A 16,023-nucleotide genomic window follows, 5' to 3' on the forward strand; every position below is an offset into this window, starting at 1 on the left:
GGGGGCGTTGCGGGTGAGGCGGTCACGCGTCATGGTAGGTTTCACCACGACGCGGAAACCGTGCAGGAGAATGCCGATGGCAAGCGCAAAAGAAGAGCTGATCGCGTTTATTCACAAGCTTCCGGATGACCTGACCTGGGGTGAAATGAAGCAGGAGGTTCTGTCCTATTTGCAGTATGTTCATCACGTCCGGTCGTTGGTGGAGCGCGGGGAGCGCGACATCGACGAGGGGCGAACGATGTCCCATAACGTCCTGAAGAAGAAGCGGGGGCTCGGTTGAGCGTCCGCCTTCGCCGTACTCAATTCTTTTGAACTCAAGCCCCCCATTCCATGCCCGCATTCATCATGAACAAACCCCCCGGCTGCATCACCGCCCGGGTGGATTTTGAGGACCGCCCGACGGTCTACGACCACGTGCCGAAGCATTTTGAGCCGCTTCCCCATGTGGGCCGCCTCGACTTCAACACCGAAGGGCTCTTGCTCTTCACCGACGACGGCAAACTCGCCCAGGCCCTGCTCAACAAAGACTACGCCGGCCCGACGTCGATGGAGGAGACGAGCGCGGAGCTCGCGCCCATCGAGAAGGTCTATCACGTCAAGGTCAAGGCGAAGCTCGGGCCCGATGACCCGGTGCTCATCGCCCTGCAGGAGCCTCTGGAGTACGAGCCCGGCAAGTTCACCGCGCCGGCGCGGACCGAGTGGGTGGCGGAGCGCTCCAGCTGCACGTGGATCAGCATCACCATCACCGAGGGGCGCCACCGTCAGGTGCGAAAGCTCTGTGAGCGCAGCGGCCTGCAGATCCGCAAGCTGCGCCGTGTGCGTCTGGGACCGCTGGAGCTTGGCGAGCTGAAGCTGCGCTGGTGTCGGCATCTGAGCGACGAAGAACTCACCGAACTCTATGTGGCGGCCTTTGGCCATGACCCGCGACCCTGGCCCGAGGCGTAAGGGGTCTGAGTCGCGCTTCTGTTCATAACAGAACGTGAGCTAAGGGGGCTGAGTCGCGGATCTGTTCATAACAGAACGCCGGCTAAGGGGTCTGAGTCGCGCTTCTGTTCATAACAGAACGCGAGCTAAGGGGTCTGAGTCGCGGATCTGTTCACGACAGAACGCCAGTTAAGGGGTCTGAGTCGCGGATCTGTTCACGACAGAACGCCAGCTAAGGGGTCTGAGCTGTGGATTTACCTGAGTAGAACGCCAACTAAGCCCGCTTAGCTGTGGATTTACCTGAGTAGAACGCCAGCTCAGCCCGCTTAGTTGTGGATTTACCTGAGTAAAAGGGCAACTCAGCCTGCTTAGCTGCGGATTTACCTGAGTAAAACGCCAGCTAAGCCCGCTTAGCTGCGGATTTACCTGAGTAAAACGCCAGCTAAGCCCGCTTAGCTGTGGATTTACCTGAGTAAACCGGCAACTCGGTGTTCCGAGTCGTTGTCCTGAACAAAAAAAACCGGCAGGCCGTGATGGCCTGCCGGTTTTTTGCTCGGGGCTCAAGGAGAAGGGCGAGCCTTCTCCCCTGACCGAATCTTATGCCTGAATCTTCGAGATATCGGCGACGCCGAAGAAGAGGTCGCGCAGGCCGCTCAAGAGGGCGAGTCGGTTCTGGCGAAGGGCGGTGTCATCGGTCATGACCATGACGTCGTCGAAGAAGCGGTCGACGGGGGATTTGAGGCCGATGAGGGCGTCGCAGGCTTTTTGCCAGTCGCTTGTGGCCAGGGCGGCCTCGACGGTCTGGCGGGTGGTGCTGAAGGCGTCGAAGAGGGCTTTTTCGGCGTCTTCTTCAAAGAGCTCGGGGTTGGTCGGGGGGGCCTCGTCGAGCTCGGCGGCCTGCTTGGCCAGGATGTTGACGACGCGTTTGAAGCCGATGGCCAGGGGCTCGAAGTCGGCCTGGTCGCGGAGGCTGGCCAGGGCTTTGACGCGGCCGCGGACCGAGGGGATGTCGGTGACGCCGGCGGCGAGCACGGCGTTGACCACATCGGTGGGGGCGGCGTCGCGCAAAAGATAGTCGAGGCGAGTGACGAGGAAGGCTTTGACAGCGCCGGCGAGGCTGGCGGTGTCGTCGTTAAGGACGCCGGGGTTTTTGGCCTGGTAGGTGGCGATGGCCTGGTCGATGAGCTGGTCGAGGGTGACATGAAAGCCGGCGGCGTCGAGGATGCGGATGACGCCGAGCGCGGCGCGGCGCAGGCCGTAGGGGTCGGCGTTGGAGGAGGGAACAAGGCCGATGCCGAAGCAGCCGACGATGGCGTCGAGTTTCTCGGCGATGGCGACGGATGCGCCCACCTCGGAGCCGGGGAGCTCTTCGTCGGCGCCTTTCGGCAAATATTGGTCGTAGATGGCCTGCGCAACGGCCTCGTTTTCGCCGGATTTAAGGGCGTAGGCGCGTCCCATCACGCCCTGGAGGTCGGTGAACTCGAAGACGAGCTGGGTGACGAGGTCGGCCTTGGAGAGGAGGCCTGCGCGCGCCGCATCGTCGAGCGACTGGCCCTCCAGCCCCAGGGTTTTGCCCACGCGCCCGGCCAGCTCACCGATGCGTTCGGTGCGCTCTTTCATGGTGCCGATCTTGGCGAGCCAGACCACGCGCTCCAGCTCGGCGACGCGATCGGCAAGAGGGGTCTTGAGGTCGCGATCCCAGAAGAAGCGGGCGTCGTCGAGGCGCGCCTTAAGGACGCGCAGGTTGCCCTTTGCGACGAGCTCGGGGTCGCGCACAGGGGTGTTGTAGATGATGACGCAGGCGGCCATCAGGCCCGAGCCGTCGGGGTTTTCCAGCGCGAAGTAGCGCTGGTGGGAGCGCATCGAGCTGATGAGCACCTCGGGCGGGAGCTCCAGGTAGGCTTCGCTGAAGGGCAGGGTGACGGCGAAGGGTTTTTCGACGAGGTAGGTGACCTCCTCGACGAGCTCCGGGTCGTCGATGACGCGGGCGCCGATCGCCTCGGCGTGCTCTTTGAGCGCGACCTCGATGGTGGCTTTTCGGGCGGCGGGGTCGGGCTCGACGTCCGCCGCGCGCAGGTCGTTGAGGTAGCCGGAGATCGACGCGACGTCGATGGCACCCGGGGCGGCGAAGCGGTGACCGTAGGTCTGGGTCTGGCTCTGCACACCGGCAAAGCTCATCTTGACGAGCTCACCGCCGGCCACGGCCACGATCCAGCGCACGGGGCGAGCGAAGCTGAGCGAGAGGTCGGCCCAGCGCATGGATTTGGGGAAGTTCAGCTTTGCCAGGATGCCTTCGAGGAGCGTGGGCAGAATCTCTGTGGCGGGCTGTCCTTTCTCGAAGACTTTGGCGGCGATGTATTCGCCCTTGTCGGTCTCGACGGTGTAGAGGTCTTCGAGGGTGACGCCCTGGCCGCGGGCAAAACCTTCGGCGGCTTTGGTGGGCTGGCCGTCGCGGTAGGCGGCTTTGAGGGGGGGGCCGGTGCGCTCTTCGCTCAAGTCGGCCTGAGCCTCGGAGAGCTCGTCGATCAGGAGCGTAAGACGGCGCGGGGTGCCCATGGTGCGGATGGCCCCGTGGGTGAGGCGCGCGTCTGCGGCGGCTTCGGTAAAGAGATCGCGCAGCTGGTCGAGGGCCGCCGGAACGAAGCGGGCGGGCAGCTCTTCGCAGCCGATTTCAAAGATAAATTCCATAGCAACACACCGGGGTCTGAAGCGTTTTTAAATGTCTCACGAGGCCGCCTGGCGAGGGGCGACACGAAGCGCAGAAGATTTAGCCCTTCAAAAGCGGGAAGCCGAGCTCCTCGCGCTTGTCGAGGTGGGCGCGGGCGATACCGCGGGCCAGGTTGCGGATGCGACCGATGTACTTCTGGCGCTCGGTGACGCTGATGGCGCCGCGGGCGTCGAGCACGTTGAAGGTGTGGCTGGCCTTCATGATGTAGTCGTAGGCCGGCTGCACGAGCGCCTTCTCGATGAGCACTTTGGCCTGAGCCTCGAACTCATCGAACCAGCGGAAATGCAGCTCGGTGTCGGCCTCTTCGAAGTTGAAGTGGCTGAACTCCACCTCTTCCTGGTGGCGGATCTGGCCGTAGCTGACGTCTTCGGTCCATTTAAGGTCGTAGACGCTGTCGACGCCCTGCAAAAACATGGCGATGCGCTCCAGACCGTAGGTGATCTCGGCGGGGATGGGGCTGAGCTCGATGCCGCCGACCTGCTGGAAGTAGGTGAACTGGGTGGCTTCCATACCGTCGATCCAGACCTCCCAGCCTAAGCCCCAGGCGCCGAGCGTGGGCTGCTCCCAGTCGTCTTCGACCAGGCGCAGGTCGTGCTCCAGCGGGTCGACGCCGATGGCGCGCAGGCTGTCGAAGTAGAGGTCGAGCACGTTGTCGGGACCCGGCTTCAAGAGGACCTGAAACTGAAAGTAGCTTCCCAGGCGGTTGGGGTTTTCGCCGTAGCGACCGTCGGTGGGGCGGCGGCAGGGCTCGACGTAGGCTACCTTCCAGGGCTCCGGGCCTAAGGCGCGCAGAAAGGTGTGGGCGTTGTAGGTGCCGGCACCCTTCTCCACATCCCAGGGCTGGGCGACGATGCAGCCCTGCTCGGCCCAGAAGTTTTGAAGGGTGAGGATGAGATCCTGAAAAGTCGCTGCGCTCATGGTCGCTCGTGACAGAGTGGGGAGGTTCAACAGGCTGGAAAAGCTCAAAAGCTCTAAGGCATGCACATGGGGGCGCGCGCGATGACGATCACCCCGCTTGTAGGGCGTGGCGCGCGACGGGCGCCGTTTATAGAGCCAAAGAAGTTCAGCTACAAGGGGGCCGTCGCAAGGCGGGGGCAGAGGGCCCGGGCGTCCCGTGGCCCGGCCGGTTGCCCCGCCGGTTGCCCGGCCGGTTGCCCCGCCGGTTGCCCCGCCGGTTGCCCCGCCGGTTGCCCCGCCGGTTGCCCCGCCGGTTGCCCCGCCGGTTGCCCCGCCGGTTGCCCCGCCGGTTGCCCCAATGGGGGGCCTTCTGTAGAGTGCCGGCCTTCTGCGGCCGGGCGGCCCGAGCGGCGTTTTTTCGAGAGAGCGCGCTGAGCCGTAAAGGAGAGTTGAGGTCCGCAGAGAGGCCATTTCTAACGACGATCTTTGAGCGACGAGCGACGAGCCATGGCGCAAGCGACGATGAAAAAACCAAACGTGGCCCTGGTGGGGTCAACCGGTGCGGTGGGCCGTGAGATGCTGGCGATTCTGGAGGCGCGAAACTTTCCGGTGGGCGAGCTGCGCCTGATGGCCTCAGCGCGCTCGGCGGGCGCGAGTGTGCAGGTGATGGGCCGAACGATCGTCATCGAAGATCTGGATACGGCCGACTTTGAGGGCGTCGACATCGTGCTCAGCTCGGCGGGCGGCGCGGTGAGCAAGGCCTTTGCGCCGCGGGCGGTCCAGGCCGGCGCGGTGGTCATCGACAATACCAGCGCGTTTCGTATGGACCCCGATGTGCCGCTGGTGGTGCCGGAGGTCAACCCTGAAGCCATCGCGCAGCATAAGGGGATTATCGCCAACCCCAACTGCTCGACGATTCAGCTGGTCTGTGTGTTGGAGCCTCTGCATAAGGCCGCAGGGCTCAAACGCGTGGTCGTGAGCACCTACCAGTCGGCCTCCGGTGCTGGCCAACAAGGCGTCGATGAGTTGCTCGCCGGAGCACGTTCGTATCTGAGCGGGGAACAAGAATCGGAGCCGGCGACGTTTGCGCATCCACTGGCGTTTGAGGCATTGCCGCAGATCGACGTGTTTATGGACGACGGCTTCACCCGTGAAGAAGAGAAGATGATGCGCGAGACGCGCAAAATCATGGGGCTTGAGGGCGTGGAGATCGCCGCGACCTGTGTGCGCGTGCCGGTGGTACGTGGTCACGGGGAGTCGGTGACGGTCGATCTGGAGCAGGCGTTGGGCGTGGAGGAGGTTCGCGAGCTCTGGGAGAAGACGGCGGGCGTTTCTGTGCTCGATGATCCCTCGAAGAGCGCGTATCCGCTGGCCCGAAAGGCCGCCGGCACCGACCCCTGCTGGGTGGGCCGACTTCGCCAGGACCGTGACCGCCCCAACACGCTGCACTTCTGGGTGGTGGCCGACAATTTGCGAAAGGGCGCGGCGCTCAACGCCGTGCAGATCGCCGAGGCGCTCATCGCGCAGTAGGGCGCGGGCGAGCTAACTAAGTTTCGATGGTGGATGGAGACTCGAGCATGATGAATTCGAAGAAATGGGCCCTGGCCCTGTTGGGGGCCGGGGCGTTGGGGGCGACACCTGTTGCCGAGGCCGAGGCACGTACTCCGCGCCGGTCTCCGCTGGTGCAAGACACGCAGGCGGCGACGCTGGGGACTGCGCTCATCAGCGACGACGGCGCCACCATCACGGCGGGCATCAAGGTCTGTAGCAAGCAGATCGAAGAGAATTCTCAGGTGAAGTTCTCCTTCACGACGACCTACGCCAACGACGATGCCGTGCTGGGTGACGCGGAACAGTTTTTTGAAGGGCCCTATACCTACGAGTTGGAGCGGGAGGCGAACAACGCGATCAACTGCCGTGAAGACGAAAACCCTGACTGCCAGACGCTCAGCGAGGATGCGCTGACGATTGCCGATGGGGTGGCAGAGGTGGAGGTGGCTCTGCGTGACCTGGTGGGGTTTAGCAACGCGGAGCTCTGCGAGACCGAAGGCACCGATATGGAGCATTTTGTGCAGCTGCATATCCTGCCCAACACCACCACCGTGGCGACGGAGGCCGATTATACCGAGGGGCGCGTCATCATGGACCTGATCCGCCCGGACGCTCCGATTCCGGATGAGGGGGTGAGCACGGCCTCGAAGATGCAACTGACGGTGCAGGTGGCGGAAGCCGAAGACGTCAGCGGTTACTTCGCGTTGATCAGCACTGAGCGTTTTGAAGGAGGCCAGCTTCCCTCGGAGATGGGCAGGGAGGATGAGCTTGTTCCGATCAACCTCAATATGACCACCGGTGTGGGGCAGTTTGGCGTTGATCTTGAAGAAGGCACGAAGGTTTATGTGGCCGTCGCGTCTCGTGATGAGGCGAAAAATTATAGCGTACTCTCCGAGCCCCTGGAGGTTGATGTGGTGCCTACCGAAGACTTCTGGGACTACTATGTCGGTGCGGGCGGCAGTGAGACCGGCGGTTACGGGTGCACCAGCACGGGTGGAAGCTCCACCAGCCTGTGGACGCTCCTTGTGGCAACGATGGTGCTGGGTGTGGGGCGACGTCGTTTTACGCGGTGAGCTATCGTGGACGCCGCGTCTGTCGTAGGGCCCGCTTCGCTGGCCCGCGCCCGTCCGCCTGACGCTTAGAACCCCTATGTTTCACACCCTGATATGTTTAAGAATCTCAAGGACTCGCTGATGAACTACCCCAACCGAGCTCGCCGCGCTGCCGGCCCGCTCGTCAGTGCCAGTGTTGTGATGATGGCCGCCACGCTGTGGGCGGCCTCGGCCAGCGCCCAGTCGCCGATCCATGGTTTTTTTGAGTTTAAGGGCGGCGCGTATCGCCCCCTGGTCGATCAGGAGTTCGGCGAGGGGGGCGGCCCCTTTGAGGGGTTCTTCGGGGGCGACTCGATGTTTCTGGGGGAGGTGCAGTATGACCACCATCTCTGGGACGGTTTTGGAAAGCTGGGCCTGGCGTTTAATGCCGGATATGGCTCGGTGAGCGGGCGGGTGCGTATGCCCGATGGCTCGGAAGTGGAGCTGGCCGATGAGGCGCGTTTTCGGGTCATTCCGCTGCGTGCCGGGCTTGTGTACCGCTACGATTACAGCGCGCTGCACCACAACATCCCGCTGGTGCCCAAGCTCAAGGCCGGGCTCGACTACCACCTCTGGCGCGTGGTCGGGGCCGATGGCGAGACCGCGGGCACCGATGCGCAACGCGCCTCGGGAGGTAAGTTCGGCTGGCACGTGACCGCCGGATTGAACTTCCATCTGGATTTCATCGATAAGGGCAGCGCCGCGGCCTTCGATATGAGCTGGGGTATCAACAACTCGTACCTCTTTGCCGAATACACCTGGGCCAACGTCGACAACTTCGGCGGCGAGGGCATCGACTTGAGCGCGCGTCATTTCGCGTTCGGGCTGGCGTTTGAGTACTGAGTAAAAGAGGGGGCCCCCTTAAAGGGGCGCCTCAAAGCTCAGTGGCAGGAGCGCCCGATGGTGCGAATAAGGCTGCATATTGCGTATCGGGGGACGGCGTACCACGGCTGGCAGATTCAGCCCGAGGACCGCACGGTGGAGGGGGAGCTGACCCGGGCGGTGAAGACGGTGCTGGGCACCGACGGGCCGGTGAAGGTGCAGGGCGCAAGCCGTACCGACGCCGGGGTGCACGCCCTGGGGCAGGTGGCGCATTTTGATCACGAGAGCCCGCGGCGGCTGTGGGATTTTGTGCGCGCGCTCAACGCGCTGACCGACGAGGATATTTGCGTGACCCGCGCCGAGCTTGCCGGCGAGGGGTTTCATGCACGGCATTCGGCCCGCGGCAAGATCTACCGCTACCGGATCTGGAACCACCGTTTTGATCACCCCTTTTCAGGGGACCGGGTCTGGCAGATGGGAAGCCGCCTGGATCTGGGACGGATGCGTCAGGCTGCCGGAAAGATGGTGGGTACCCATGACTTCGGGGGCTTTCGTACTGCGGGCTGCGACAGCCCGACGACGGTGCGGGAGATGCGCCGCATTGAGGTGATTGAGGCGGGCCCCTCGATGCTGGAGGTGGAGGTGGAGGGCACGGCCTTTCTCAAGCATATGGTGCGCATCATGGTGGGCACGCTGGTGGATATCGGCACCGGGCGCATGCCGCTGGAGCGGCTCGATGAGGTTTTTGAGACTGGCGATCGCCGGCAGGCCGGCCAGACGGCGCCGGCCTGCGGGTTGACTCTGGAGCGGGTGTTCTACCCGGATTATCCCTGGGAGGAGCCGCAGCCGGAGCTCGGTGGTGCTTACCTCTCGGAGGTGGGTGAGGGCTGAGCGGTGGCTTCGCTTCCGTCCTGAGGCGCAGGCTCGTTGGAAGGAGCGTCGGCCGGTTGTGGGGCGGCGTTTTGTTCGGCCATAAACGCGGCCTGTTCTTCTTTGCTCATCAGGGGGTAACGCTGACGCACCGGCTCAAGGTCGACGGTGATGTTGCGGTCCTCGCGGGTTTTGTGGACGAACTCCTGGCTAAAGCGCCGGGCGTTTCGCGCCATGAAGCTCTCGCGGAAGGCCTCGCGTTCGGCCTCAAAGTCGGCGCGATCGGCGCTGCTGCGATCGACCATGCGGAAGACGTAGACGTCGTCGCGGGATTTGACCGGCGCATCGACCGTGGGACTCTTGAGGGTCAAGGAGGCTGTGGCCGCAACGACCTCTTCGGCCAGGCCGACGCCGGGCACAATGCCCTGGCCACGGAGGGAGAAGGGCTCGGAGCGCACCGCTTCAAAGCCGGCGTTTTCCAGCTCGGTGACCATCGTTTCGATCTGGGCGTCGCTTAACGCCTTGTCGGTGGGGAACTTCTCCATGATGCCCAGGGCGGGCTCCAGGCGGCGGCGCGCCGAGTCGACCACGCCGCGGGTGCGCATCAGATGGGAGGCGATTTCGCGGCGCAGCGGTCGGTTCAACTCCAGAGGTTCGGGGGGCATGCGCTCAAGCACCTTGTAGGCGTACTGGCCGCGAGGGCCGCTCATCTCAAAGCCGATGTCTTCAGCATCCTCCTCAAAGATGGCCGGGTTTTCGGGTTTGATGAGGAAGGCTTCCGGGCGCAGCTCCAGGCCCAGGCCGGCGGCGATGGCTTCGGCGTCTTCGCCGGCCTTGAGGCGAAGGGCGGCCTCCCGCACAGCCTCGGGCTTGTCGCCTCCTTTGGGTCGGAGCACGGTCAGGCGCGCGGTCTCCGGGCGCATATAGCGCTGGGGGTTGTCGCGGTAGTAGGCCTCGATGTCGTCGGCCATCGCCACCACGGCTTCATCGATCTCGCGGCTGGTGGGGGTGTTGGTGCCTCGGACGACCACCAGCGTGGCGGTGTCGTTGGCGGCTTCATAGATGGCCCAGAGGGCGTCGTCATCGAAGCGTTCTACCAGCTGCTGATGGACCTTTTCGCCGTAGACCATGTCGTCGACAAGGTGGCGCACGTCGTCTTCGCTTAAGCCAGCCTCGTTGAGGTGTTGGCGCAGCGTGGCGCTCTCCGCGCTCTCCTCGAAGAGGGGCAAAAAGGGTGAGAGCTGCTCCTGTTCGCGCACCAGTTTGAGCCGGTCTTCGGGAGCGATGCTTAAGTCCCACTCTTCGGCGGCCAGGCGCATCACTTCAAAGTGAAGCAGGTTGTTGACCAGGCTGGACTGGGCCTGGGGGGTGCGAAACCAGCGTTCGTCGGGCTCGGCAAAGGAGCCGTCATCGTTTCGCGGGGCGAAGATGCGCAAGCGATCCACAGCCTTCTCCACCTCGCCCAGGGTCAGCGTGACGCCTTCGCCGCGGATGACCTCGGTGGTGGGGTCGGGGCGCTCCGCGTTGTTCTCTGCGGGGGCTTCTTGGGTGGCGGAGGTGTTCTCCGGGGCGCTCTTCTCGGCGCTGTCGCAGGCGGCCAGCCCCATCGTCAGCGCAAGGGCCAGCGAGGGCAGGGTGTAGCGGGGGCCGAGGGGATGTCGTCGTCGCGTGGAGCTTGCGCGCATGGGGACTCTCTGTTAGGAGGGGGCTCGCGTGAGCGGCCCTGAATATTCAGGCAACCTTTCGCGAGATGACCTTGCCACGGTGTGCCGTGGCGCTCAACAAACGATCGGTGCGCCCGTGTTCCGAAGACTCGGCCGAGCGCGCCCGCGGTGGCTGCCATAGCAGCGTCGTCCCCCATGGCTGCTCCCAGCCCGGAGGCGAAGGCTCAGGGCGGTACCGTACTTTCAAAAGGGAGACCTGATTATGGCCAAGAAAACCCCGCTGCAGATTGTCAAAGATGAGTTCGGCTCCAAAGCGGCGCTCGCCGAAAAAGTGATCGGCGTGCTCGATCGTCCCGAAGACGAGGAAGAGGCCCAGGCGTTTGAGCATGGCGTTAAGACCATGAGCAACACCAAGCTGCTTCGTCTCTGGAATGCTCATCAGCTTGTGAGCAGCAAGTTCGGCTCCAAAGCCGAGCTGGTCGACGCCATCACCAAGGCGCGCTTTAAGGGCGGCAACGAAGACTACGCCCGCAAGCTGGGCACCTTCACCCTGCCCAAGCTTCTGGATGTGGCGCGTCAGCACAACCTGATCAAGATCAGCGAACTGACTCGCTGAACCCTCCGTTTTTTGCGCCCGCGCTTCGTCCTGAGGCGCGGGCGTTTTTCCCTCCGGCGTGCTCTCGCGTGCGCCTCTCTCTGCGAAATCCCCCCGCAACATAGTTGTGTTTGAGCCGCCAACAGACTACACTGTTGGGGCTTTATCGTGCGCCGGGCACGACAAGCTGAGCTGTGCGTATTCGATGGAATGCGGCGCGTTCAGGCAGGGGTTACTCCCTCCTCGTAGCTCAGCGCTGTCGACTTGTCCAGCGCTCTCTAAGTCCTCCCAGCGCCGGTGGAATGTGCGTCCTCGCCATAGAGCCCAACGCTTGTGCCCCGAACCCCTCGGGAGACGCCAGACCCCGAGCGCTACGCCCGCGCTCATCCCGTTTGAAGATGTGACACCGGCCTGGCGAGTTGGGCCTGTGAGCATTTCGGCGGCGAATCGGCATCGTACAGGGCCCCAACCTCATCGCCTCGTTGAGCGATGGGATTGTCATTTGCAGGCCCTCGCCACACAGCCTCATTGGTAAGGAGAAGTCAAGGTGACCCCGTTTAAGGTTGGAGATAAGGCCGTCTACCCCGCACAGGGGGTGGCGGAGGTGGTGGGCATCGACACCAAAGAGATCATGGGCACGAGCCAGACCTTCTACGTGTTGCGCGTGATGGACTCGGACAAGCGCATCATGATTCCGGTCAACAACGTCAAGAACGTTGGGCTGCGCAGCGTCATGACTCCCTCGGAGCTCGAGGAGGTCTATGACATTTTGCGTGAGCGTGACGTGGACTTGAACCAGCAGACCTGGAACCGGCGCTACCGCGCCTACCTGGAGAAGATCCAGACGGGCAGCCCCTACGAGATCGCCGCGGTGCTGCGTGACCTCAACCTGCTCAAGTTCCACAAAGCGTTGAGCTTCGGCGAGCGTAAGATGCTCGATAAGGCGCGCCGCTTGCTGGTGCAGGAGATGGCCGTGGCCAAAGACGCCTCCGAGGAGGCGGTGATGGAAGAGCTCGAGCACATCTTCACGGCCTGATGTTTCAGGCGATCCATCTGAGCCAGGGGCGCTTCGCCAGAGCCTCGGGTTGAGAGACGTTCGTAAGATGAAAAAAGGCCGGTGCCCCGAATGGGGCGCCGGCCTTTTTTGTGTCTGGATGCCTGCGATGGCTTAGAGGCCGCCCAGGACAAGGCAGATGCCAATCTCATTTTGGTCGCCGCCCGCCGGAACGCAGGGGGAGCCGTCGGTGCAGTCGTCGGCATTGAGTCGACAGAACTGCAGGCAGACCCCGTCGGCGTTGGGCTCAAAACTCCCCTCAACACAGAAGAGCGCGTCTTCACCGCAGGTTAATGCAGACGTGTCACAGGGGTCATTGGCCGAGGCATTGGCATTGGGGCCCGGGTTCATACACACACCCGTATTGGGGCCGGCCGGAAGGCAAACATCCTCGCCATCGCAGTCGCCATAACTTCCGAAGGGGCGGCATGAGGCGCGGCAGATGCCCTGGGCGCAGATAGCTCCGTCGGCGCAGCTGAAGGGCTCATCTTCGTCGCATTCCTCGCCAATCTCATTGTCATCGCTGGTGGGGACGCAGAGGCCATAGCCCCCGTCGTGTTCATAGGCCACGCACGTCATGTCGTCGGTGGCGCAGCGATCGCCGCGCTCACAGTTGGAGAGGCAGACGCCGTTGGACTGGCCCTCTTCGATGTAGCAGTAGGTGTTGGGTGCCGGGCAGCTCGACGAGGGGTTGGAGCGATCGCCGGTGCAGATGCCCAGGCACGTCAGCTCGCCCTCGCCCTCCAGGTTGGTACAGATATAGCCGTTGGTGACCTGGCCTTCGACCTCGCAGGGCTGGTCCTGGAAGGTGCAGACCCGCGGATCGATGTCGATGCACTGGCATTCGTTGCAGATCTGGTTGTCGCCGCAGCCATCTTCACAGCAGGGGGCCTGCTCCCGTGGCAGGCACTCGCCACGCTCTCCGGCGCAGAACTCGTCGTCGGCGCAGTGGACCGGGACCCACACCGTCTGACCGTCGGGGGCGACGTCGCAGCGCAGTGAGGTTTGCTCATCGGCGCAGGTACGATCGCCCTGGTTGCAGGTTCCGGGGATGATGTCGCTGTCGGGCTCGAAGATGTCCGGCATGTCGCTATCCGGCACATCGGAGTCCGGAAGGTCGGCATCCGGAAGATCGCTATCTTGCTCATCGCTGTCGGGAAGGTCAGCGTCGGGAAGGTCGGCGTCGAGCGAGCTTGTCGGGCGGCAGCGACGCTGGGTGCAGACCAGCCCTTCGAGACAGTCGTCGTCGAAGCGGCACTCCTGACCGGGCTGTTGCTGTCGGGCCTCAAAGTCGATGCCGCAACCGGAGAGCACGAGCAGAAGGAGAGTAGTGGCTAGAGGCCACAGCGAGCGGGGGTGGAGGTTCATAAGAAAATCCAGAGAAGATGCGCGCGCAGGTGCGAGGGACATCAGATCGTGGTGGCTGGCGCGCGGCGGTCCGAGGGTATCTTCGTGGTTGTAGTACAGTGTGGGACGTGACGCAAACAATCGAGTGCGCGATAGGCTCGACGGGGGCGGGGCGGGGCTCTAGTCTGCGTGTCGAATCCGATGAGGTTGGTGCCGGTAGAGAGGGCGTCCCCCGAGTGGGGCTGGCGAGGTTGATGTGGTCTTTTTGTTTACACTCACGATCTTTTTGAGCGCGCTCTTGCTCTTTATGGTCCAGCCGATGGCCGGCAAAATGCTGCTGCCCTCGTTGGGAGGCACCCCCGGGGTGTGGAACACCTGCATGATGTTCTTTCAGGCGGTGTTGCTGTTGGGCTACCTCTGGGCCCACGGGGTGTCGCGTCTGCGGGCACTGCCGCAGCTTCTTTTGCACGGCGTGCTTCTTGTTGTGGCGCTGGTGGCGCTGCCCTTGAGCATGGATCGGATGGCGCTCAGCAGTCCGCTTTTGAATGCTTACCCGAACCTCTGGTTGCTCGCGGCGTTGGGGCTTGGCGCAGGGCTTCCTTTTCTGGCGCTCTCGACGACCTCACCCTTGATTCAGGCCTGGTTTGCCAGGCTGAATCACCGGCGCTCCTCCGACCCCTATTTTCTGTATGCAGCGAGTAACGGGGGGAGTTTGCTGGCGCTTCTGGGCTATCCGCTGCTGGTGGAACCGGTGTTCGGGGTGAGCGCACAGGCCTCGCTGTGGAGCGGGAGCTTTGTGGTGTTGGTGCTGCTGCTCGTGGTGTGCGGGGTGGTCACACTCAAGGGGGCACCGGGGTATCGGGCCGCACCCGTATCAGAAACTGTGCCTGCGGCTGACGTGGCACCGGCGGCCGCCGGGGCAATGCGTACGCCTGAGGTGAACGCAGGGCAGAAGGGGCTGTGGACGCTTTATGCCTTTGTGCCCTCCAGTCTGATGCTGGGGGTAACGACGTATATCAGCACCGATGTGGCGGCGTTTCCGCTGCTGTGGGTGATTCCTCTGGCGCTCTACACCGGCTCGTTCATCGTGGTGTTTTCGGCCTGGCGCCTGAACCTCTCGGGGATCGGGCGAGTGATGAGCCTGATTGGCACGGCGCTTTTGGTGGCGTGGATTATGGGGGCGACGCATCCGGCGTGGCTGCTTTTGCCGCTGCACATCCTCTTCTTTGGGTTGGCGGCGCTGATGGTGCACGGGAGGCTGGCGGCGGCGCGGCCGGCGACCAGGCACCTGACGAGTTTTTACCTCTACATGTCGATCGGGGGCTTGCTGGGCGGAGTGTTCAACTCGCTTGTGGCGCCGATGGTCTTTGACCGGGTCTGGGAATACCCGCTGATGATCATTGTGGCGTGTGCGTTGCGCCCGCAGTCGTTTGCCGACAGGGCTGATCCGGAGCGCCGGTGGAAACAGGCCGCCCCGGGGGTTGCGACTGCGCTGATGGTGGTGAGCATGGTGACGCTGGAGCGCCTTGATGTGGTGATGAGCCAGGCCACGGCAGTGATCTTCTTCGGGATTCCGGCGGTGGTGGCTTACAGTCAGGTCGAGCGTCCGCGCAGGCTGGGGCTGGGGCTGATGGGGGTGCTGGTGGCGACGTCGTTTTTTGGCGGTACGCTGGGGCAGGTGGTCTTTAAGGAGCGCTCCTTCTTCGGGACGGTGCAGATGGTGGAGACGCCCGAGCTCTACCAGATGATGCACGGGGGCACGGTGCACGGGCAGGTCATCAAAGACGAGGCGGGCTGTTCGCCACTGGCCTACTACCATCCCGAGGGGCCGACCGGGGCGATTGTTGAGCTCTACCAGCGCTCGGCGCTCTCGCCGCGTATTGCGGTGTTGGGGCTGGGCCTGGGGGCGCACGCCTGCTATGCGCGCCCCACCGACGCGATGACTTTTTATGAGCTCGATCCCACGGTGGTGGAGGTGGCGCAGCGTTTCGGTCCGGTGACGCGCTCGCAGGCCCGGGAGCTGCGTTTTGTGGTGGGCGATGCTCGGATTCAGCTGGAGCAGGACGAGGTGGAGCCCTACGGCATGATGATCGTCGATGCGTTTAGCTCCGATGCGATTCCCATTCATCTTCTCACGGTGGAGGCCTTCGGTCTTTACCGTGAGAAGATGCAGCCGGGCGGGGTTCTGGCGGTGCATATCTCCAATCGTTATTTCGATCTGGAGCCGGTGCTGCGCGGCCTGGCCGAGGCCCATGGGCTTGAGCTGCGCCTCTGGGATGATCTGGAATTGAGCGACGCTCAGCTCGCCGGTGGACGGCAGAGCTCGACCTGGGCTGTGATGACGAACGATGCGGCGAAGATCGAGGTGTTGGAGGCGCTTGAGGCAAGCTGGCGGCCCTCCACCGGGCCCGCGCTGGTGTGGACGGATGACCACGCCAACGTGCTCAGCGCCTGGCGGCGCTGAACACTGCCTTCTGTGG

13 protein-coding genes are annotated in these 16,023 nt (G+C 63.6%); 9 read left to right on the plus strand and 4 right to left on the minus strand.

The genetic code is table 11. The features are described 5' to 3' along the window. Positions 1-76: 76 nt before the first annotated feature. The gene (locus EA187_RS11975; RefSeq protein ID WP_127780398.1) at positions 77-280 is read left to right on the plus strand and encodes a hypothetical protein; all 204 of its coding nucleotides are present in this window, start codon (positions 77-79) and stop codon (positions 278-280) included. A gap of 65 nt (positions 281-345) precedes the next feature. Beyond that, positions 346-945: a pseudouridine synthase gene (locus EA187_RS11980; RefSeq protein ID WP_164856224.1), complete on the plus strand. Its 600-nt coding sequence runs from the start codon at positions 346-348 to the stop codon at positions 943-945. A 576-nt stretch (positions 946-1,521) separates the two neighbouring features. Here the strand turns inward: EA187_RS11980 and glyS are convergent. After that, complete coding sequence (gene glyS / locus EA187_RS11985; RefSeq protein ID WP_127780399.1) at positions 1,522-3,612, minus strand: glycine--tRNA ligase subunit beta; 2,091 nt, start codon at positions 3,610-3,612, stop codon at positions 1,522-1,524. A 79-nt stretch (positions 3,613-3,691) separates the two neighbouring features. After that, complete coding sequence (glyQ, locus tag EA187_RS11990; protein WP_115605078.1) at positions 3,692-4,570, minus strand: glycine--tRNA ligase subunit alpha; 879 nt, start codon at positions 4,568-4,570, stop codon at positions 3,692-3,694. Between the two features lie 501 nt (positions 4,571-5,071). Between glyQ and EA187_RS12000 the strand changes: the two genes are divergently transcribed. From EA187_RS12000 to truA, 4 genes are all read left to right on the plus strand, one after another. Continuing rightward, positions 5,072-6,079 carry an aspartate-semialdehyde dehydrogenase gene (locus tag EA187_RS12000; RefSeq protein WP_115605260.1) on the plus strand — a complete coding sequence of 336 codons (1,008 nt, stop codon included), beginning with the start codon at positions 5,072-5,074 and terminating at the stop codon, positions 6,077-6,079. 47 nt (positions 6,080-6,126) lie between these two features. Continuing rightward, a complete protein-coding gene (locus tag EA187_RS12005) occupies positions 6,127-7,173 on the plus strand; it encodes an MYXO-CTERM sorting domain-containing protein (protein WP_164856225.1) in 1,047 nt (348 codons plus the stop codon). 120 nt (positions 7,174-7,293) lie between these two features. Continuing rightward, complete coding sequence (locus EA187_RS12010) at positions 7,294-8,034, plus strand: MXAN_2562 family outer membrane beta-barrel protein (RefSeq protein WP_127780402.1); 741 nt, start codon at positions 7,294-7,296, stop codon at positions 8,032-8,034. A gap of 57 nt (positions 8,035-8,091) precedes the next feature. Beyond that, positions 8,092-8,904 carry a tRNA pseudouridine(38-40) synthase TruA gene (gene truA, locus EA187_RS12015; RefSeq protein WP_115605072.1) on the plus strand — a complete coding sequence of 271 codons (813 nt, stop codon included), beginning with the start codon at positions 8,092-8,094 and terminating at the stop codon, positions 8,902-8,904. Here the strand turns inward: truA and EA187_RS12020 are convergent. Next, entirely contained in the window at positions 8,877-10,568 is a 1,692-nt protein-coding gene (locus tag EA187_RS12020; protein ID WP_127780403.1) for a peptidylprolyl isomerase, read from the minus strand. The genes truA and EA187_RS12020 overlap by 28 nt on opposite strands. A 241-nt stretch (positions 10,569-10,809) precedes the next feature. Between EA187_RS12020 and EA187_RS12025 the strand changes: the two genes are divergently transcribed. Further along, positions 10,810-11,163, plus strand: a complete 354-nt coding sequence (locus EA187_RS12025; protein WP_115605068.1) for a hypothetical protein — start codon at positions 10,810-10,812, stop codon at positions 11,161-11,163. Between the two features lie 526 nt (positions 11,164-11,689). Further along, positions 11,690-12,178 carry a CarD family transcriptional regulator gene (locus EA187_RS12030; RefSeq protein WP_115605066.1) on the plus strand — a complete coding sequence of 163 codons (489 nt, stop codon included), beginning with the start codon at positions 11,690-11,692 and terminating at the stop codon, positions 12,176-12,178. Between the two features lie 132 nt (positions 12,179-12,310). Here EA187_RS12030 and EA187_RS12035 read toward each other — a convergent pair whose 3' ends face one another. Further along, positions 12,311-13,564, minus strand: coding sequence for a hypothetical protein (locus EA187_RS12035; RefSeq protein WP_115605064.1), 1,254 nt, complete (start codon positions 13,562-13,564; stop codon positions 12,311-12,313). A 235-nt stretch (positions 13,565-13,799) separates the two neighbouring features. On the opposite strand from EA187_RS12035, the gene EA187_RS12040 reads away from it, so the two are divergent. Next, entirely contained in the window at positions 13,800-16,007 is a 2,208-nt protein-coding gene (locus EA187_RS12040) for a spermidine synthase (protein ID WP_430687897.1), read from the plus strand. Positions 16,008-16,023 lie beyond the last annotated feature (16 nt).

Source organism: Lujinxingia sediminis (assembly GCF_004005565.1).
Classification (GTDB): domain Bacteria; phylum Myxococcota_A; class Bradymonadia; order Bradymonadales; family Bradymonadaceae; genus Lujinxingia; species Lujinxingia sediminis.